The following is an 18,681-nucleotide window of genomic DNA, read 5'->3' on the forward strand; positions in this document are numbered from 1 at the left end:
TCAAGCACTCCTTATTGCGAAATATCAGGGAAATGGCAGGCCAGCCAGTGGTCCTCGCCGATCTGCCGGATCTGGGGCTCCTGTTCGGCGCACTTCGCCGCCGCGCGCGGGCAGCGGGTGCGGAACCGGCAGCCCGTGGGCGGGTTGACGGGGGACGGCGGTTCGCCGCTGATCAGGGTGTCGGCGGGCGGCAGGTCCAGGCCGCCGCCGGGGATGGAGGCGATCAGGGCCCGCGTGTACGGATGCGCGGGCCGGCCGATGAGGTCCGCGCCCGGCGCCAGCTCGCACACCTTGCCCAGGTACATGACCAGGATGCGGTCGCTGACGTTCTTCACCACGGCCAGGTCGTGGGCGATGAAGACGAGCGTGAGCCGGTAGCGGTCCTTGAGGTCCTCCAGCAGGCCCAGGATCTGCGCCTGCACCGACACGTCCAGCGCCGACACCGGCTCGTCGCAGATCACCACCTCCGGATCGAGGATCAGCGCCCTGGCGATCGAGATGCGCTGGCACTGCCCGCCGGAGAACTCGTGCGGCCGCCGTACCGCGGCCGTCGCCGGATCGAGCCCGACCGCCTCCAGGACCTCGTCCACCCGGTCGCCGGGCAGGTTCCACACGCGCGGGCCCTCGCCGACGATGTCGCGGACGCGGCGGCGCGGGTTGAGGGAGGAGATGGGGTCCTGGAAGATCATCTGCAGGCGGCGGCGGGTCTGGCGCAGCGCCTCCCCGCGCAGCTCGGTGAGCTCCAGGCCGTCCAGCAGGACCGAGCCCGAGCGGGGCGGCGGCAGCTGGACTAGCGCGCGGGCGGCGCTGGACTTGCCGCAGCCGGACTCGCCGACGATGCCGAGCGTCTCGCCGCGCGCCAGGTCGAAGCTCACTCCGGAGACCGCCCGTACGGTCCGGCCACGGCCTGCGGGGAACTCCACGACCAGATCCTCCACCCGGAGCAACACCTCGTCACGGGGGCGAAGGTGGGCAATACCGCTACCGGCCACGGCTCTCGACCTCCGATGTTTCCGCGTTCGCCTGCCTGGGGTACCAGCAGGCGTACTGGTGATGGTGGGCGCCCTCCTCGAACAGCGGCGGCGCCTCCTGCCCGCACCGCTCCTGCGCGTACGAGCACCGCGCCCGGAACGCGCATCCCGCCGGCAGGTCCACCAGGTCCGGCGGGCGGCCCGGGATGACCCGCAGCCGGTGGTGCACCGGGTCCGTCAGCCGGGGGGCGGCCTGGAGCAGCGCCTCCGTGTACGGCATCCGCGCCCGCGCGAACACCTCCGCGGCCGGTCCCCGCTCCACCACCTTGCCCGCGTACATCACGATCACCTCATCGGCCCACCGCGCCACCACGGACAGGTCGTGGCTGACCAGCACCACGGCCATGTCCCGCTCCTCGCGCAGCCGGTGCAGCAGCCGCAGCACCTGGTCCTGGATGGTGACGTCGAGCGCGGTGGTGGGTTCGTCGGCGAACAGCACGTCGGGCTCGCACGACAACGCCATCGCGATCGTCACCCGCTGCCGCATCCCGCCCGAGAGCTGGTGCGGATAGCGGCGGAGCATCCGTACGGGGTCGGGGATGCCGACCGAGGCCAGCAGCCGGATGGCCTCGGTGCGGGCCCGGGCGCGGTTCAGCTTCAGATGCACCCGCAGCGGCTCCATGACCTGGGTGCCGATCGTGCGCACCGGGTTCAGCGCGGTCATCGGGTCCTGGAACACGGTGCCGAGCCGGAGCCCGAGTATGGCGCGCATCTCGGCGGGGTCGTAGGCGGTCAGGTCGTCGCCCGACAGGTACACGTGGCCGCCCCGGACGGAGTTGCCGGGCAGCAGGCCCAGGATCGAGCGGATCAGCATCGACTTGCCCGACCCAGACTCACCGACGATGGCCAGGGTCTTCCCGCGTTCCAAAGTGAAGCTGACGCCGTCCACGGCCTTGACGGTGCCGCGCGGCGTGTCGAAGTGCGTGCGCAGGTCCTCGACCTGGAGGAGGGTGTCGCGGATCGGGTGCGTGGCGGTGGGCAGCGCGGGGGCGGCGGCCTGGCGTACCGGCTCCAGGCCGCTCTCGCGCACGTCCGTCATGGCCCGCAGCCGGTCGCCCACCAGGTTGAACGACAACACGGTCAGGAACATGACGACCGAGGGGGCCAGCACCACGTGCGGCGCGGTCTCCATGAGCGTGCGGCCCTCGTTGATCAGGCCGCCCCAGGTCGGCTGGGGCGCCTGGACGGACAGGCCGAGGAAGGCCAGGCTGCCCTCGGCGACCACGACCACGGCCATGCCGATGAAGGCGTAGGAGGCGGCGGGCACGGCCACGTTCGGCACGATCTCCCGCCACAGGATCCGCCGGTCTCGGGTGCCCAGCACGCGTGCGGCCAGCACGAACTCCCGCTCGGCGAAGGTGAGGGTGGCGCCGCGGATGAGGCGTACCCAGGAGGGCACGCCCAGGACGCCCAGGACGATCAGCACGTTGCGCAGGTTCGCGCCGGCGAAGGCCACCACGGCCAGCGCGAACACCAGCGCGGGGAACGCCTGCGCCACGTCGTTGACCGCCATGATGACCGCGTCCGCGGCCCGCCGCCGGTAGCCGGCCAGGATGCCGAGCGGGGCGCCGATGCCCAGGCCCAGCAGGACCGCGCCGATGCCGACGCCGAGCGAGACGCGGGCGCCGTACACGACCCTGCTGAGCACGTCGCGCCCGAGGCCGTCGGTGCCGAAGGGGTGCGCGGCGCTGGGCCCCGACTGAGGCGGCCCCGCGAGCGTCTCGTCGTAGCGGGCGAACGGCAGCAAATCGGCCAGCAGCGCGGCGAGCAAGATCAGCCCGATCCAGCCGGCCGCCAGCCAGAAACCCAGGCCCAGCCGCCTACGCACGCCTGATCCTGGGATCGACGGCGGCGTAGACCAGGTCCACCGCGAAGTTGACCACCACGTAGCCGACCGAGATCAGCACGACGCCTCCCTGAACCGTCAGGTAGTCGCGGGAAAAGATGGAGTCGACGATGAGCCGCCCGATGCCGGGCAGGCCGAAGAGGGTCTCGATGATCACGGTGCCGCCGATGAGCGCGCCCAGGTTCAGGCCGATCGCGGTGATCAGCGTGATCGCCGAGGGTCGCAGCGCGTGCCGCCACAGGATGCGGCGCGGCGACAGGCCGCGGGCGCGGGCGAGCGTGATGTAGTCCTCCTGGAGGGTGGCGATCAGGTCGGTACGCAACAACCGCGCGTACACCGCGAACTGCCCGCAGCCCAGGGTGACCGCGGGCAGGATCACCGAGGTGAGGTTCCAGCCCAGGTCGAGCGAGATGGGCGTCCACCCGGTCGCGGGCAGCACCTGAAGGGTGACGGCGAAGATGAGGATCAGCACCACGCCCATCACGAACACGGGCGTGGACAACAACGCGAAGCTGAGCGCGGTGAGCGCCTGGTCCAGGGGACGTCCGGCGCGGCGGGCGGCGGCCACGCCCACGGGCACGGCCAGGCCCAGCGCGATGAGCTGCGCGGCGACCAGCAACTCCAGGGTGACCGGCAGCCGCTCGGCCAGCTCAGCGCCGACGGGCATCCGGGTGATGTAGGAGTTGCCGAAGTCGCCGGTGGCCAGGCCGCCGAGCCAGTCGAGATAGCGCACCAGCAGCGGCTGGTCCAGCCCGAGCTCCTGGCGGAGCTGGGCGCGGGCCTCCTCGGTCGCCGACAGGCCCAGGATCTGCGTGACCGGGTCGCCGGGCAGCAGGTTGAGCAGGACGAAGGAGAGGAAGGTCACCACGACCAGCACCACCAGGAGCCGGACCAGCCGGTGGACGATGATCACCGTTCGCTGACCCAGAGCTGGCCGAACGGGTGGTACGGGATGGGCGAGCCGGTCAGCGGCAGCCCCTTGTCGCCGTCGGGCAGCACGTGCTCGCCGATGCCGCGCACCCTGGTCTTGGCGATGATCGCGCCGGTGTTGAGGTGGTCGATGAACACGTACGGGACCTGGTCGCGCAGCCGTTCCTGCACGGTCGCGTACGCCTTCTTGCGGGTGGCCTCGTCCGGGCTGACCCGGCCCACGTCCAGGGCGGCGCTCAGTTGGTCGTCCTTGAGCCTGGTCATGTTGAGCGATATGGCGCCGACGGGCTTGGCGTAGCCCTGGTGCATCCAGATGTACTCGCCGTCGGGGTCCTGGGCGGAGAACTGCGTCCACACGGTGGCCGAGAAGTTGCCGGTGATGGCGCGGTTGATCAGGTCGGCCTGGTCGGCCTGCTTGATCGACACCTCGATGCCGGCCTTGCGCCACATGTCCTGCGCCAGCTCGACGCCCTGCATGGTGTTGGGGTCGGGGGTGGAGATCATCTCGAACCGGATCGGGCCCTTCTCCGCCTCCACCTCCTTGACCAGGGCGGCGGCCTTGGCGGCGTCGTACTCGGGGTAGCCGCCCGGGGCGTACCAGGGGGAGTCCTTGGACCAGGGGCCCTCGGCCGGCTCGGTCAGCCCGCCGCGCAGGGTCTTGATCACGGTCTGGCGGTCCATGGCGTGGGCCATGGCCCTGCGCACCCGTACGTCGTCGAGCGGCGCCACGGCGGTGTTGAGCAGGAACATGTACTCGGCCACCGCCATGCCCTGAGCCCGGTGCACGGTGTAGGTGTCCTTCATCGCGCCGAACTTGCTCAGGTCCTCGTCGCGGGAGGTGCCGATGGCGTCCACGCCGCCCGCTTCGAGGGTCTGGGCGCGGGTCTGGCTGTCGGGCAGGATCCTGAACTCGATCTCGTCCAGGTGGGGCAGGTTCTTCTGCCAGTAACGCGGGTTGCGGGTGACGACCATGCGGTTGTCCGGCACGTACTCCTTGAAGATGAACGGCCCGGTGCCGACCGGCTTGAGGCTGCCGGACTTGGTGTCGGTCAGGGAGGAGGGCGGGACGATCATGCCGTTCTGCGCGGCCAGGTAGTAGGGGAAGGCCACCCACGGCTGGTTCAGCTTGACCACGACCGTCATCGGGTCGGCCAGCTCGAACGACTTGATCGGCACGAACACCGCCGCCGTCAGCGGGGACTTCTTCTGCGCTTCCAGGTTGGCCTTGACGATGTCACCGGTCAGGGAGATGCCGTCGGAGAAGGAGATGCCCGACCTGATCTTGATGGTCCACTCGTCGTACTTCTTGCTGGGGGTGAGCGATTCTGCGAGGTACGGCTTCCACTCGCCGTTCGCGTTCACGCTCACCAGTGGCTCGATGATCGAGCCGGCCATGCTGTAGCTCTGCGCCGCGAACTGGTCGGTGACCGGGTTGAACCCGTTGGCGTCCGCACTGAGCGCATAGATCAGGCGTCCGCCCTGGGCCGGGCCCGTCGCGGGTGCACTGGCCTGCGGCGCGGCGACCGGCCGCTGGCCGCTGCAGGCCAGCATCACCATCGAGGCCAGCAACAGTGTGGCCGGCGTCCTCCAGCGTTTCATCCACGCCTCCTCCCGGTAGATCCCCCCGAGAGCAATTTCACCGATAGTACTATCGGTGAAATTACGCACAAGACCCGCGGGACAATCGTTACGGGGAGGGAGGGGGATCGATGACGAGCACGCCGCCGCTCAGCAGGAGCGAGGCCAAGGACCTGACCAGACGCAAGCTCATCCGCGCGGCCCTGGCGATCCTGGACGAGGAGGGCGAGGCGGGGCTGAGCACGGTCAAGGTCGCCAAGGCCGCCGGGATCGCGCAGTCCAGCTTCTACGTGCACTTCAAGGACATGGGGGAGTTGCTGCTGGTGCTGGCGGAGGAGGGCGGCGAACGGCTGCGCGCCTCGATGCGGGAGGCGCGGCGCAAGGCCCGCGAATCCCCCGGCGACCTCGACCTGCACCGCGAGACGTTCCGCATCCCCCTGGAGTCGGTCTGCCGCCACCCCGAACTGCTGCGCATCCAGCTCAGGGCGCGGCACGACCCCGCCTCCTCACTGCGCGAGTTCGCGACGGAGACGGCGGCGGCCTACCGCGACCACCACGCCGCCGACCTGGCCGCGCTCGGTTACACGGCCGACAACGAGCGGGACAGGCGGCGGCTGGAGATGATCGCCGACGGGATCAACGCGGCCACCAACGCGCTGGCGATGGGCCATCTGGAGGGGCGCTACCCCGACCTGGACGAGGCCGCCGACATCCTGACGGCCCTGTCACGAGGGGCGCTGCGACTCCTGCGCGCGACGGCGAACAAACCGGTCGGCGAGCCCCCCGAACGACCTGACCGCGCCGAACCGGTCAACGAGCCTCCCGGACAATCCTGATCGCGCCGGCCGGGAACTCGCCGAAGGTCCGCCCGAGTTGGGTGCGCAGGCTGTCGGGGAGGAGCCGCACGATGCCGTCCGCGCCCGATCGCGCCAGCGCCCGCTCGATCCGGCCGGTGTCCCCGATCCCGGGCAGGTCGCCCGCGCCCACCGATTCCGACAGCGGGGTCTGGAGCTTGAGGAAGTCCTGGAGGGTGCCGGTGCACACGCCCGCCCAGGCGGCCGGGTCCAGGTCACGCAGGTCCACGCCGTCCACCAGGATCGTGCCGGACGTGGGCCGGTGCACTCCGGTGAGCAGCTTGATCAGGGTGGACTTCCCCGCCTTCGGATTGTGACATTTAGTTACGCAAAGTGGGGCAGGAGATCGGGCAGCGCCGCTGAGGAGGGCTTTGCCCGAGCAGGCAGCAACGCCGGGCCACTTCTTTCCCTGCTCCCGCTAGCCTGCCTCGGAAAATTGAGCAGCGGGTGCAGGGATTACGGTGCTGTAGGCGCACTTGAGTGTGTTTGAGCAGAGTGTTCATCGCTCAGAGCGAGTCGAACTCGCCATCCACGAGCCCCTTGCGGAAGGCGTTCCACTCTGCACGGGTGAAGTACAGCCTTGCGCCATCAGGGTCCTTGGAGTCGCGTACTGCGATCAATTCGCCGCTCCTGCCCAGCTCGAAACAATCGCCATTGCCGCCACTATAAGAACTCTTGACCCATTCGTCCGGCTCTCGCATCGTTCGCTCCCTTCATCAGTGTTCTACCCAAGATCTTCCAGAACCTCCACCAGCATAGCCCTGGAATCGTTGGGGCTCAGGGCGGCGGCCCGCAGATAGTCGAACACGCCTTCGTAGGATCTGACTTCCTGGGCCTCCTCCAAGTACACGGCGCTGATCATGTTTTCCAGATAAACGACATCCATGTCGCTGGGGGTGGGAAACCCTACAATGCTGAACGATCCAGTCAATGCTCCGTGCTCTCCTGCGCGAAGCGGCAGGATCTGCAACATGACATTGCTGCGCTCGCTGGCTTGCACTAGCCAGCGGAGTTGATCGGCCATCAGCGCCGTCGGGCCGATGCTCTGGCGGATAACGGTCTCGCTGAGGATAACTGCCAGCTCGAACGAGTTATCATCCAGGCGCTCTTGACGCTTCAGCCTGATCGAGACGAGTCGGTCGATCTCTTCCGAAGACTCTCCAGGGCGAGTGGCTACAGTGACCGCGCGTGCATATGCCTCGGTTTGCAGCAGTCCTGGAACCAGGCTCTGGTTGTAGTGCCGGATCAGCCGTGCTTCCGCTTCTAGCCCGATGAAGGTGGAGTATTCGCCGGGCAGTACATTTGCGTACTTTTGCCACCATCCTTTCTCCTGCGCCTCTCGTGCGAGATTGAGTAGAGATTCCCGTTCTGCCCCATCAATCTCGTAGATGTCAAGGAGCGCACGCAGATCGCGGAGCCTGATGCTTCGACGCCCCGTTTCGATGCGACTGATTGTCGCGGTGGCCATTTCCATACGCTCTGCCACAATTTGCATAGACATCTGACGTTCAGTTCTGAGTCGTCGCAGTTCAGACGCAAGTCGGCGTCGGCGCACGGTGGGGCTCGTCTCTAGTGACACGCTTATGACTCCCAAGCCATACTCTCTGGTAATTTTCCGCTGGAACGCTGCTAGGAGCGTTTCTCTTACGGTATTTTTCCGAGTGTAGGACTTCAAGGCGCTGACCGCTCCGGAAATGCGGATGCAGCGCGCAATCAATGGTGCTCTTCCGGAGGTTTATCATGCCCATCACCGACTCCGACCGGCAACGACTTGGTCACCTTACGCATCTGGATCAAGAGCTGGGCAGCTTGGGTCTAGCTCCGCAATTCGATCTTCGGCGAGTTACTATCGCGCTGCCTGGGCTAAGGGTCCGCGCTGTCATGCGGAATGGAGTTTGGACCTATACATGGGGGCCTTGGCCCTGGTGCCAGGTGGACGTCGAAGCCCTGGGCGCTGTGGAGCGAATTCGCCGCGCAGTGATGTTCCTGTGATGGGGCGGGAACTGGGCCGCTTCCGGCTGCCAGGGGTGGCGACGTCAGTGCCAGTGGCGCGTCACTGCGTGCGAGCAGTCCTAGCAGGGGCGGGCTGCAGCGCCGGGGATGTGTTGTTGGTGGTCAGCGAGTTGGTTGCGAACGCCGTCAAGCACACGAGGTCGGGGCGGCCGGGCGGCCGGGTCGAGATCCGGCTTGCACAGGTCGCGGACGGGCTGATCGGTGTCGAGGTGATCGATGAGGGGTCCCCGACGGTGCCATTTCCCTGCGAGCCGGTGGACGGCAAGGAGTCTGGGCGAGGGCTGGACCTGGTCGATGCCCTGGCGGGAATGTGGGGGTTTCGCCGATACAACTGGGGACGGACTGGCGTCTGGGTGCAACTACCGGTGGAGACGAAGGAGGAGACCCATGTCCGATGACGCCTTCCAGGCTGGATCATCGAAAGCGAGGGCGGAGCAAGTTGTGGCTGAGGCTCGTGCGGTGCTTCAGCGGGTCTCGGACCATGCTCGGGATGAGGCTCGGAGGGACCTGTTGAGGAGGTGGGGCTCGTGGGAGACGGCGAGGAGTAGCGCGTGGGGACGCCGGAGTATCGAAATCCACCTGACCCGTCACGGCTGGACTACGGGCGAGGATGATGACGTTGAGTGAGCCAGGGGTGATGCCCTCGGGTCGGCGGGTCGGCGGGTCGGCGGGTCGGCAGGATGGGATGGATGCCGCCTCGATGTTCTGACGCTCACATCGCGCCGCTTACGTTGCATAGCGATCACCTCACGTGGATCGTTCCAGAGCGCCCCTGGCATGGCGGGCCGGTTCTGAGTCGGACCTGCGATTGCGGAGGGGGCCGCCTTCAGCGCCCGTCCGAGGACCTCGGCGGCCTGCCTGGTCAGCATCGCGGTGGCGAATCCCGCCACCGGCCACAGGAGCGCGGCCGGTGCCGAGGTCATCGCGTCCACCAGATGGCGGGCGAAGATCGCGGTCAGCGGCGCCGCGGTGATCGACGCGAGCACCGTCACGCACAGTGCGGCGAGCGTACGGGGGCGGCTGAAGCGTAACAACGCCAGCAGGCGTCTTCGCTCGTCGAAGGTGTCCCGGATCCGGGGCCAGCTCAGATCGCGCCAGGAGAACCTGGGATAGGCATCGTTGTTCAAGGGCTATCGCAGCAGCTCACCCGCGACGGCGGACGCGGCGGCCAGATCCAGCCGGCCGTCGATCACCGCCGTGACGACCCGCCTGGTCAGCGTCGTGTCGACCACCAGCGGCGTGTCCCAGGCCAGCGCCTGCCCCACCCCCGGATATTCGGCCACCCGCACGAACCACGGGTCGCCGTCGGCCTGGGCGAAGACCAGCGTCCAGTCCCGGCCCTCCGGGGTGGTGCCCGACATGGCCAGCCACGGGTCCGTGCTGCCGTGCACGGCCTCCTCGCCGCCGGGCAGGGTGACGCGATCGACCGAGGTCCCGGGCGCGCGCCAGAAGAAGCCGCCGTAGCCCGCGCCCGCCCGGCCCTTGGTGGCCGAGCTCTGGATCTTCAGCGGCGCGCCGGTGAGGTTCGTGAGCGTGAACGCGAAGTCCAGCGCCCAGTGCTCCCCGAGCGGCCGGGCCGTGACGGTACGCTCCTCGCGCGCCATCAGGCCGCCGGGCCCGACCCACTCCAGGTGCTCGGTGAAGCCGCCGTCGGCCAGCCGGGAGAAACGCACGTGCCGCTGCGTGCCGTGGTCCTCCAGCCAGGTCGGCCCCCGGTCCTTGACGTACGTGCGCCCGCCCCAGAAGTTCGCCCCGCCCAGGTCCGAGATCGCCACCCCGACACCCAGGTGGTGCACGTGGTCCTCGGGACGGACCTCGGTGACCTCGACGCCGCCGAGGGTGCGTACCCGATGCAGGTACGGGCGGGGCGAGTCGGTGACGGGCAGCTCGGGCCGCAGCTCATAGGCGGCCACCGCCCGGCCCGCCACCAGCAGCTCCACCCGCGTCCACGGGACGTCGAGCTCGGAGAACAGCGCCAGCTCCAGCGCGCTTTGCCGGGTCAGCTCGGCCACGCCGGGCAGCACCCGGCTCACGACCTCGCCCTCGTCGTCGCGCTCCACGACCTGGTGCCGCTCGGGGATCGGCGTCGGCTCGGGGGCCAGCCGGATCGCGTCCAGCACCTGCGTGAAGCGTTCGGTGCGGGCCAGCGGCACCAGCAGCTCCGCGCCCGTGCGGACGTGCTCGATGAGGTTCTCCAGCAGGTTCACCCGGTCGTGCACGGTCGTGGTGACCGAGCCGTCGGGCAGCTCCACCTTGAGCCGGTCATGCGTGTACGTCAGCGTGGCCACGCCCCGCTCACCCCGTACGATCAGGTGCCCCTCGCCACGCACGGCCACGCCGGGCTCGGGCGGCGGCGGCGCCGGGGCGCACAACGTGGTGGCGATCGTGATGGTGAAGCCGTCCGCCAGCCGCACCCGTACGCAGGAGGTGTCGTCCGACTCGATCGCATGGGCATGGAACAGCTCGGTCTCGATCTCCGCGATCGGGCCGTCGGCCAGGGCCAGCGCGGTCGCGATGGCGTGCGCGAACGGGTTCGTCAGCGCGCCGTCCATCACGTCCACGCCGTTCAGGCGACGCCGGCCGGACCAGGGGGCGCGGGTGAAGTAGGCAGCCGGGCGGTGCCAGGCGCCCCAGCCGCCGATGCCCCGCACCCGGCCGAGCCGCCCGCTCGCGATCAGCTCGCGCAGCGCCGGGACGGCCGCCGAGCCGAGCGACTGGAACCCGACCTGGCAGGCCAGCCCGGTCTCGGCCACCACCTCGGCGATCCTGCGCTGTTCCTCGGGGCTGGGCGCGGGCGGCTTCTCCAGCAGCACGTGCGAGCCGGCGCGCAACGCGGTGATCGCCAGGTCGGCGTGCGTGTTGATCGGCGTGCAGATGACCGTGATCTCCGCGCCGGTCTTCGCGATCAGCTCGCCCAGGTCGGGCGACTGCAGCGGGGCGCCGAAGTCCACCTCGACCGGCCGCAGGTCGCAGACCCCGACCAGCTCGACCAGGCCACGGGTAGTGAGCCCGCGCAGAACGCCCAGGTGGTGGGCGCCGTGACCGTGGCCGCCCGCCAGAACAACCTTGACGGGGGCCATCAGAACCACCTCAACATCAAAAGCACCTCGACATCACGACCACCTCAGCCCGAGCCCGGCGTGCCCGCCCGACCGCAGCACTCCGTCGGCCACCTCCACCGGGTAGGGCGGCTTCAGCAGCCCCAGCGTGGCGAAGGAGGCGTCCTCGACGTCCTCGGCCATGACCGGCTGCGGCAGGGCCAGGGCGAGTTGCCCCGACACCTCGCCCAGCAGATGCGGGTAGACCGGCACGTCGTACGTCCTGGCCAGCTCCGCGATCCGCAGGAACGGCGTGATCCCGCCGACCCGCACCACGTTCGGCTGCACCACGTCGCACGCCCCGGCGGCCAGCAGGTCGCGGAAGCCGTAGGTGGTGTAGACGTTCTCGCCGACCGCGACCGGCACGTCGATGGAGCGGCGCAGCTCCACGTGCGCGGCCACGTCGTCGGCGGGCAGCGGCTCCTCGATCCAGTGCAGGTCGAACTCGCGCAGGGCGGCGATCGCCCGCCGGGCCCTGTGCAGGTCCCAGCGCTGGTTGGCGTCGATCATGAGCAGCCGGTCGGGGCCGATCACCTCGCGGACCGCCGCCACCCTGGCCACGTCCTCGGCCAGGTCCGGGCGGCCCACCTTGATCTTGACGCCCCGGTACCCGGCCGCCACCCAGCGCCGCGCCTGTGCCACCAGCTCGTCGAGGGGGTAGTGCAGGTTGACACCGCTGCCGTAGACCGGCACCTCCTCGCGCCGCCGGCCCAGCACGTCGGGCAGCGCCTCGCCGCCGCAGCGCAGGTCCCACAGCGCCAGGTCGATGCCGGCCAGCGCGACCGTGGTGATCCCGCCGGGACCCGCCTCGCGCAGGTGCCGCCACAACCGGTCCCACACCACCTCGGGGTGCGCGGGCAGCCCGATCACGGCCTCGCGCAGGTCGTGGTCGAGCAGCGCCTTGACGGCGTGCGCGCCGATCTGCGGCGTCCACGAGAACCCCGTGCCGGTGCGCCCGTCGGCCAGCGTGACGTGGGTGACGATCACATGGTTGTACGGCACGTCCGCGCCCCACGGCCGGGGCAGCGGGGCGGTGCGCAGTTCGGTACGCAGCTCCGCGACCGTCATGACGTCACCAGGCCGAGCCCCTGCTTGATCAGCGTCTCCAGCTCGGCGAGGTGCTCGTCGCTCACCTCCACCAGCGGCGGGCGGACGGCGCCCACGTCCAGGCCGCGCAGCCGTACACCGGCCTTGACCAGGGAGACCGCGTAGCCGGGCACCTTGCCGCGCAGGCGGACGAGCGGGGCGTAGAACTGCGTCAGCAGCCGCTCGTCGCCGTTGAGGTAGGCCAGGGCGATCTCCGGCGCGAACGCGAACACCGCGCTGGAGTACAGCTCCACGCCGATGCCCCGGTAGGCGGGCATGGTCAGCTCGGCCGTCGGCAGCCCGTTGAAGAACAGGAAGTCCGGGTGGACCTCCCGCACGGCCAGCACGGTGCGCTGCATGCGGTCGATGTCGCCCACGCCGTCCTTGAGCCCGATCACCCCGGGAATGCCGGCCAGCGCCACGGCGGCCTCCGGTTCGAGCACCACGGAGCCGCGCTGGTAGACGATCACCGGCAGCACCTCGGCCACCGCCCGCACGTACGCCTCGAAGCCGTGCCCGGGGCCCTGCGCCAGGTACGGCGGCATGAGCAGCAGCCCGTCGGCGCCCGCGTCACGCGCCGCCCGCGCCTGGCTCAGCGCCGCGCCGAGCGGCCCGCCCGCGCCGGCGAGCAGCGGCACCCGGCCGCCCACCGCCTCGGACGCCACCCGCACCGCCCGCGCGTGCTCGGCCTCCGACAGGGCGGAGAACTCCCCGGTGCCGCACGCCACGAAGACGCCGCCGGGGCCGTGCTCCATGCCCTGCCGGATGTGCCGGGCGAGCACCTGCTCGTCAAGCGCGCCGTCGGCGCCGAAGGGGGTCACGGGGAAGAACAGGACACCGCTGAGGTTCATTCGTCAACATCCTTGAGTTCGGTACGCCAGGTACGCGTGGGCTGCCAGCCGAGCAGGCGCTTCGCCTTGGCCGTCGAGAAGGCCGGAGAGGTGCCGGTGAGACCCGCCGCGAGCGCCTCGGTGCCGGGCACGACCTGGGGGAGCAGGTCGGCCAGCGGCTTCCTGGCCAGCGCGTCGGCCGCGCCGGCGAAGAAGACCTCGCCGCTGGGCAACTCGGGCAGCGCCTCGCTGAGCACGGAGATCATCTCGGCGGCGTCGCGGGAGTCGATGTAGTTGAACAGCGACACCCCGCCCAGCTCCGGCCGATCCAGCCGCTCGCGCACCGTGTGGCCCTGCTGCGTGGGCGCGCCCGCCCACTCCTCCGGCGGGATCACGAAGCACGGCCGGACGGCGGCGAACCTGGTCGTGGCGCTGGCCACGGCGAACGTCCGCATCGTCTGCTCGGCCGCCACCTTGGACAGGTTGTAGGCGTTCCAGGGCCGGACCGGGTGCTCCTCGTCGATCGGCAGGTACGACGGCGTCCAGCCGCCGGGCGCGCCGTACCCCATGACCGTGGGGCTGCTGGCCACCACCACGCCGCCCACGCCCAGGGCCACCGACGCCTCGCACACGTTGAACGCGAGCTGCGTGTTGACCTTGAAAATCACCGATTCCGGGAAGCTGAACGGGGTCGCGATCGCGGCCAGGTGGATCACCGATTCGGGTCTGAACCTGGCCAGGACCTCGAAGGTCTCACCCGTGTCGGTGAGGTCGGCCGGCAACGTGGCCGCCGCCTCCGGCGGGGTGCCGGGCGTGCGGTCCACGCCTATGACCTCGTGCCCGGCCGCCGCGAGCGTGCTGACCACGCTGCGGCCGAGGCGTCCTGCGCTTCCGGTGACGAGGACTCTGCTCACCGTGTGGGGCTCCTTCAAGACTGCAAACAGTTGCACTAAACCTTCATGTCCGGAAGGGTGAGGCGTCAAGAGGTGATTTCGTTACCGCCCGTCTAGCTGGGGGTTCCTGGAGCCTTCCACAACGAGGTTGTGCGGCAAGCGCTTTCATCCTACTCATGGGTACTGCAATCGGTTGCGTTAGGGTGAGCGACGTGACAGTGACGATTCGTGATGTGGCCAGGGCCTCCGGCGTGCATGTCTCGACGGTGTCCCGGACGTTCTCCGCGCCGCACATGGTGAACGCCGCCACCCGCTCCCGGGTGCTGACGGTGGCCGAGGAGCTGGGTTACCGGCCCAACCGGGCGGCCAGGGCGCTCACCACGGGACGTACCCACAACCTGGGCCTGATCGTGGCCGACATCGCCAACCCGTTCTTCCCGCCGCTGATCAAGGCGGCGCACTCGGCGGCCAGGCAGCGCGACTACCACCTGTTCGTGGCCGACACCGACGAGGAGCCGGCCGCCGAGGAGGAGCTGATCCAGGCCTTCTCCAAGCAGGTGGACGGCGTGGTGTTGTGCAGCCCGCGCTCCTCCAACAAGGCGCTGGAACGGCTGGCGGAACGGGTGCCGTTCGTGGTCATCAACCGGCGGCTGCGCGGCGCGGCCACCGTGCTGATGGACGTCGGGCACGGGGCCAGGCTGGCGGTGGAGCACCTGGCCGGGCTCGGGCACACCCGCGTCGCGCTGATCACCGGACCGGCCGGGTCGTGGACGAGCGCCGAGATTCGTACGGCCGCCGAGCAGGTGCCGGGCGTCGAGCTCGTCGTGATCGGTCCCAACGCGCCCACGGAACGCGGCGGGTTCGCCGCGGCGCGCCGGGTGCGCGACTGCGGGGCGACCGGCGTGCTGGCCTACAACGACCTGGTGGCCATCGGGCTCATCGAAGGACTCGCCGACCTGGGGCTGAGCGTGCCGCAGGACGTCAGCGTGGTGGGCATCGACGACATCGTTCCCGGGCGGCTGAACCGGCCCAAGCTCACCACCGTCGCCATGCCGACGGCCGCGGCCGGGCGGCTGGCGGTCGATCTGCTCATCCAGGAGGTCAGCGCCACGACCTCGCTGGAGACGCGCCTGGTCATCAGGGACTCCACGGCCGCTCCCCGATAGCTCGCTACGTAGCTCCTCGACTGCAAACGGTTGTACTAAATCGGATCGTAACTCATCAGACTTATTCTGGGTGCGAGCTTGTTAGCAGGGAAAACGTCGTTCCGATATATCGGTAACGGTGATGTAACGCCTGCAAAGGGTTGACGTAACTTTCCCGCCAGCTATAGGAAAGCGCTATCCATTAGTGTTCTCGCCGGAAGGTCCGTGATGACTGAAGTTTCGGTGGCGGTGAAACCCAAGCGCGCGGTGCCGGACCCCGCACGCGGCGGCCACCGTTCCACGAAACGGTCCCGCCGGGAGGCGCGGGCCGCCTACCTCTTCCTGGCGCCCTGGTTCGTCGGCCTGCTCGTCATCACGATCGGCCCGATCTTCGCCTCCCTCTACCTGTCGTTCACCGACTACAGCCTCCTGGAGGAGGCCAAGTGGGTCGGCTTCGACAACTACGTCAAGATGTTCACCGAGGACCCGAGGTTCATCGCCTCGCTGAAGGTGACCACGATCTACGTGGTCGTCTCGGTCCCGATGCAACTCGCCTTCGCCCTGCTCCTGGCGCTGGTGCTGGACCGGGGGCTGCGCGGCCTGTCGTTCTACCGCTCGGTCTTCTACCTGCCCTCCCTGCTGGGCGGCAGCGTCGCGATCGCGATCCTGTGGCGCAAGGTCTTCGGCGCCGACGGCCTGGTCAACGCGGTGCTGGGGATCTTCGGCATCGAGGGACAGGGCTGGGTCGGCCACCCGGACTACGCGCTGGGCACGCTGATCCTGCTTCACGTGTGGACGTTCGGCGCCCCGATGATCATCTTCCTGGCCGGCCTGCGCCAGATCCCCGCCAGCTACTACGAGGCGGCCTCGGTGGACGGCGCGGGCAAGTGGCGGCAGTTCAAGTCGATCACGATCCCGCTGCTGACCCCGATCATCTTCTTCAACCTGGTGCTGGAGCTGATCAAGTCGTTCCAGTCGTTCACGCAGGCGTTCATCGTCAGCGGTGGAAAGGGCGGCCCCGCCGACTCCACCCTCTTCTACACGCTCTACCTCTACTTGCAGGGGTTCAAGAACTACGACATGGGCTACGCCGCCGCGATGGCGTGGGTCCTGCTGCTCATCATCGCCGGGCTCACCGGGGTGAACTTCCTCGCTTCCAAGTATTGGGTCTTCTATGGCGACACCAAGTAGGCCGGTCCCGGTCCTGTTCCGCCCGTTCAGGGGCGGACGGGTGGCCAAGCACATCCTGCTGATCGGCTTCGGCCTGGTCATGCTCTATCCGCTGCTCTGGATGATCTCCAGCTCGCTCAAGCCGGAGGAGATCATCTTCCGGGAGCCGGGCCTGTGGCCCAGCGAGGTCACCCTGGAGAACTACACCGAGGGCTGGTACGCGCTCAAGCACCCCTTCGGTTACTACCTGTGGAACTCCGCGGTGGTCACGGCCATCTCGGTGGTGGCCAACCTGGTGGCCTGCTCGCTGGCCGCCTACGCCTTCGCCCGGCTGAACTTCCCGCTGAAGAAGCTCTGGTTCGCGATCATGCTCGGCACGATCATGCTGCCGCACCATGTAACGATCGTGCCGCAGTACATCATGTTCTCCGAGCTCGACCTGATCAACACGATCTGGCCGCTGGTCCTGCCGAAGATCCTGGCGACCGACGCGTTCTTCATCTTCCTGATGGTGCAGTTCATCCGCACGCTGCCCCGTGAGCTGGACGAGGCCGCGGAGATCGACGGCGCGGGCTACTGGCGAATCTTCATGCGGGTCGTCATGCCGCTGTGCATGCCGGCGCTGGCCACCACCGCGATCTTCACATTCATCTGGACGTGGAACGACTTCCTCAGCCAACTCCTCTATCTCAACAACCCCGATAATTTCACCGTGACGGTAGCGTTGCGCACGTTCCTGGACGCCAGTAGCGATTCGTCGTGGGGTCCGATGTTCGCCATGTCGATCATCGCGCTCGGCCCTATCTTCGGGTTTTTCCTGGCCGGCCAGAAATACCTGATCCGTGGTGTCGCCACCACGGGTCTGAAGTAACTCCTCCACCCCCCAACAGTGAACACCCATAGGAGGTAGAGCCGTGAGCTCTGGCAAGAAGATGTGGTCGGCGGCCCTGCTCGCCACCGCTGTGCTGGCGGTCACCGCGGCCTGCGGCAGCGGAAGCAGCGGCGGCGAGACCGCCGACGGCAAGACCAAGCTGCGCTTCTCCTATTGGGGCAGTGACGCGCGGCAGAAGATGACCGAAGAGGCCATCAAGAAGTTCGAGGCGAAGAACCCGACCATCGACATCGAGGGCGAGTTCTCCGACTGGGCCAGCTATTACGAGACGCTGTCCACCAAGGTCGCGGGCAGCGACGCGCCCGACATCATCAGCCTGGAGATCCGCGGCCTGCGCGAATACGCCGACCGCGGCACCCTGGCCGACATGACCGGCAAGGTGAACACCGCCGACATCGACGCCAAGGTGCTGACCACCGGCGCGATCGAAGGCAAGCAGTTCGCCATTCCCACCGGCGTCAACGCCTTCTCGTTAATCGTCAACAAGGGCCTGGTCGAGCAGGCCAAGGCCGAACTCCCCGACGACAAGGCGTGGACCTGGGACGAGTACGTCGAGCTGGCCAACAAGGTCACCGCCGGCAGCGGCGGCAAGGTCATCGGCACCCAGCTCAGCTGGAACCCCGGCTACCTGCAGATCTACGCCACCCAGAAGGGCGAGCAGTTCTACGACGGCAACAAGCTCGGCGTGACGCCCGCCACCGTCAAGGAGTGGTGGGGGATCATGCAGAACCTGATCAAGGGCAAGGGCGCGCCGGACGCCGCCAAGAGCGCCGAGATCGGCGCGACCAGCATCGACCAGTCGCTGCTCGGCACCAACACCGGCGCCATGGGCATGTGGTGGAGCAACCAGCTCGGCGCGGCCAGCAAGGCGTCGGGCCAGGAGCTGGACCTGCTGCGGATGCCGAAGATCAAGGGCGCCACCGCCGGCGGCATGTTCATGCAGCCGGCCATGTTCTACAGCGCCTCCTCCAAGACCGAGCACGCCGCCGAGGCCGCGAAGTTCATCGACTACATGATCAACGACCCCGAGGCGGGCGCGATCATCCTCAGCGACCGTGGCCTGCCGGCCAGCTCCAAGGTGCTGGCGGCGGTCAAGGACAAGCTCCCCGACGCCGACAAGAAGACGCTGGCCTTCCTCGACGAGGCCAAGGGCGAGCTGACCGACCCGCCGGCCGCCCCGCCGAAGGGCTCCAGCGCCACGGAGGACATCCTGACGCGCTACTCCGAGGAGGTCATGTTCGGCCGCATGACCCCCGACGACGCCGCGCAGAAGTTCATCACGGAGGTCAACGCCTCCATCGCAGGCTGAGCATAG

17 protein-coding genes and 1 pseudogene are annotated in these 18,681 nt (G+C 68.8%); 6 read left to right on the plus strand and 12 right to left on the minus strand.

Translation table 11 applies throughout. The annotated features are described in order from the left end of the window. Window positions 1-11: 11 nt before the first annotated feature. From AB0I81_RS54345 to AB0I81_RS54360, 4 genes are read right to left on the minus strand one after another with little or no spacing between them, the layout of a single operon-like run. On the minus strand, window positions 12-938 hold the full coding sequence (locus AB0I81_RS54345) for an oligopeptide/dipeptide ABC transporter ATP-binding protein (protein WP_360676387.1): 927 nt from the start codon (window positions 936-938) through the stop codon (window positions 12-14). A gap of 43 nt (window positions 939-981) precedes the next feature. Then, window positions 982-2,859, minus strand: coding sequence for a dipeptide/oligopeptide/nickel ABC transporter permease/ATP-binding protein (locus AB0I81_RS54350; RefSeq protein ID WP_360676390.1), 1,878 nt, complete (start codon window positions 2,857-2,859; stop codon window positions 982-984). Continuing rightward, on the minus strand, window positions 2,852-3,790 hold the full coding sequence (locus tag AB0I81_RS54355; protein ID WP_360676393.1) for an ABC transporter permease: 939 nt from the start codon (window positions 3,788-3,790) through the stop codon (window positions 2,852-2,854). Before AB0I81_RS54355 ends, AB0I81_RS54350 begins: the two co-directional genes overlap by 8 nt. Further along, a complete protein-coding gene (locus AB0I81_RS54360; RefSeq protein ID WP_360676396.1) occupies window positions 3,787-5,406 on the minus strand; it encodes an ABC transporter substrate-binding protein in 1,620 nt (539 codons plus the stop codon). Before AB0I81_RS54360 ends, AB0I81_RS54355 begins: the two co-directional genes overlap by 4 nt. A gap of 110 nt (window positions 5,407-5,516) precedes the next feature. Between AB0I81_RS54360 and AB0I81_RS54365 the strand changes: the two genes are divergently transcribed. Continuing rightward, window positions 5,517-6,221 (plus strand): TetR family transcriptional regulator, encoded by a 705-nt coding sequence (locus AB0I81_RS54365; RefSeq protein WP_360676399.1) that lies wholly within the window; start codon window positions 5,517-5,519, stop codon window positions 6,219-6,221. Here the strand turns inward: AB0I81_RS54365 and AB0I81_RS54370 are convergent. The 3 genes and pseudogenes from AB0I81_RS54370 to AB0I81_RS54380 form a co-directional block, all read right to left on the minus strand. Next, a pseudogene (locus AB0I81_RS54370) lies at window positions 6,196-6,531 on the minus strand (ABC transporter ATP-binding protein); the annotation flags it as partial. The gene AB0I81_RS54365 and the pseudogene AB0I81_RS54370 sit on opposite strands and share 26 nt — an antisense overlap. A 214-nt stretch (window positions 6,532-6,745) precedes the next feature. After that, complete coding sequence (locus tag AB0I81_RS54375) at window positions 6,746-6,940, minus strand: DUF397 domain-containing protein (RefSeq protein WP_360676402.1); 195 nt, start codon at window positions 6,938-6,940, stop codon at window positions 6,746-6,748. 23 nt (window positions 6,941-6,963) lie between these two features. Beyond that, window positions 6,964-7,818 carry a helix-turn-helix transcriptional regulator gene (locus AB0I81_RS54380; RefSeq protein ID WP_360676405.1) on the minus strand — a complete coding sequence of 285 codons (855 nt, stop codon included), beginning with the start codon at window positions 7,816-7,818 and terminating at the stop codon, window positions 6,964-6,966. Between the two features lie 412 nt (window positions 7,819-8,230). Between AB0I81_RS54380 and AB0I81_RS54385 the strand changes: the two genes are divergently transcribed. Then, window positions 8,231-8,650 (plus strand): ATP-binding protein, encoded by a 420-nt coding sequence (locus tag AB0I81_RS54385; RefSeq protein ID WP_360676408.1) that lies wholly within the window; start codon window positions 8,231-8,233, stop codon window positions 8,648-8,650. Window positions 8,651-8,839: 189 nt separating this feature from the next. On the opposite strand, the gene AB0I81_RS54390 is transcribed toward AB0I81_RS54385, so the two are convergent. Genes AB0I81_RS54390 through AB0I81_RS54410 form a run of 5 tightly spaced genes read right to left on the minus strand, consistent with a single transcriptional unit; the run spans window position 8,840 to window position 14,180 of the window. Then, complete coding sequence (locus AB0I81_RS54390; RefSeq protein ID WP_360676411.1) at window positions 8,840-9,379, minus strand: hypothetical protein; 540 nt, start codon at window positions 9,377-9,379, stop codon at window positions 8,840-8,842. A 3-nt stretch (window positions 9,380-9,382) separates the two neighbouring features. Then, the gene (locus tag AB0I81_RS54395; protein WP_360676414.1) at window positions 9,383-11,332 is read right to left on the minus strand and encodes a DUF6807 family protein; all 1,950 of its coding nucleotides are present in this window, start codon (window positions 11,330-11,332) and stop codon (window positions 9,383-9,385) included. Window positions 11,333-11,365: 33 nt separating this feature from the next. Next, window positions 11,366-12,418 carry a mandelate racemase/muconate lactonizing enzyme family protein gene (locus tag AB0I81_RS54400; RefSeq protein WP_360676417.1) on the minus strand — a complete coding sequence of 351 codons (1,053 nt, stop codon included), beginning with the start codon at window positions 12,416-12,418 and terminating at the stop codon, window positions 11,366-11,368. Further along, window positions 12,415-13,287 carry a 5-dehydro-4-deoxyglucarate dehydratase gene (locus AB0I81_RS54405; RefSeq protein ID WP_360676420.1) on the minus strand — a complete coding sequence of 291 codons (873 nt, stop codon included), beginning with the start codon at window positions 13,285-13,287 and terminating at the stop codon, window positions 12,415-12,417. Before AB0I81_RS54405 ends, AB0I81_RS54400 begins: the two co-directional genes overlap by 4 nt. Then, the gene (locus AB0I81_RS54410) at window positions 13,284-14,180 is read right to left on the minus strand and encodes an NAD(P)-dependent oxidoreductase (protein ID WP_360676423.1); all 897 of its coding nucleotides are present in this window, start codon (window positions 14,178-14,180) and stop codon (window positions 13,284-13,286) included. Before AB0I81_RS54410 ends, AB0I81_RS54405 begins: the two co-directional genes overlap by 4 nt. A gap of 191 nt (window positions 14,181-14,371) precedes the next feature. Here AB0I81_RS54410 and AB0I81_RS54415 point away from each other — a divergent pair, with 191 nt between their 5' ends. From AB0I81_RS54415 to AB0I81_RS54430, 4 genes are all read left to right on the plus strand, one after another. Then, a complete protein-coding gene (locus AB0I81_RS54415; protein ID WP_360676426.1) occupies window positions 14,372-15,325 on the plus strand; it encodes a LacI family DNA-binding transcriptional regulator in 954 nt (317 codons plus the stop codon). 207 nt (window positions 15,326-15,532) lie between these two features. After that, entirely contained in the window at window positions 15,533-16,495 is a 963-nt protein-coding gene (locus AB0I81_RS54420) for a sugar ABC transporter permease (protein ID WP_360676428.1), read from the plus strand. Beyond that, window positions 16,479-17,345 carry a carbohydrate ABC transporter permease gene (locus tag AB0I81_RS54425; protein ID WP_360676431.1) on the plus strand — a complete coding sequence of 289 codons (867 nt, stop codon included), beginning with the start codon at window positions 16,479-16,481 and terminating at the stop codon, window positions 17,343-17,345. The genes AB0I81_RS54420 and AB0I81_RS54425 overlap by 17 nt, the downstream gene beginning before the upstream one ends. A 43-nt stretch (window positions 17,346-17,388) precedes the next feature. Next, on the plus strand, window positions 17,389-18,675 hold the full coding sequence (locus tag AB0I81_RS54430; protein WP_360676434.1) for an extracellular solute-binding protein: 1,287 nt from the start codon (window positions 17,389-17,391) through the stop codon (window positions 18,673-18,675). Window positions 18,676-18,681 lie beyond the last annotated feature (6 nt).

The sequence above is a fragment of the Nonomuraea sp. NPDC050404 genome (assembly GCF_040655495.1).
GTDB lineage: Bacteria > Actinomycetota > Actinomycetes > Streptosporangiales > Streptosporangiaceae > Nonomuraea.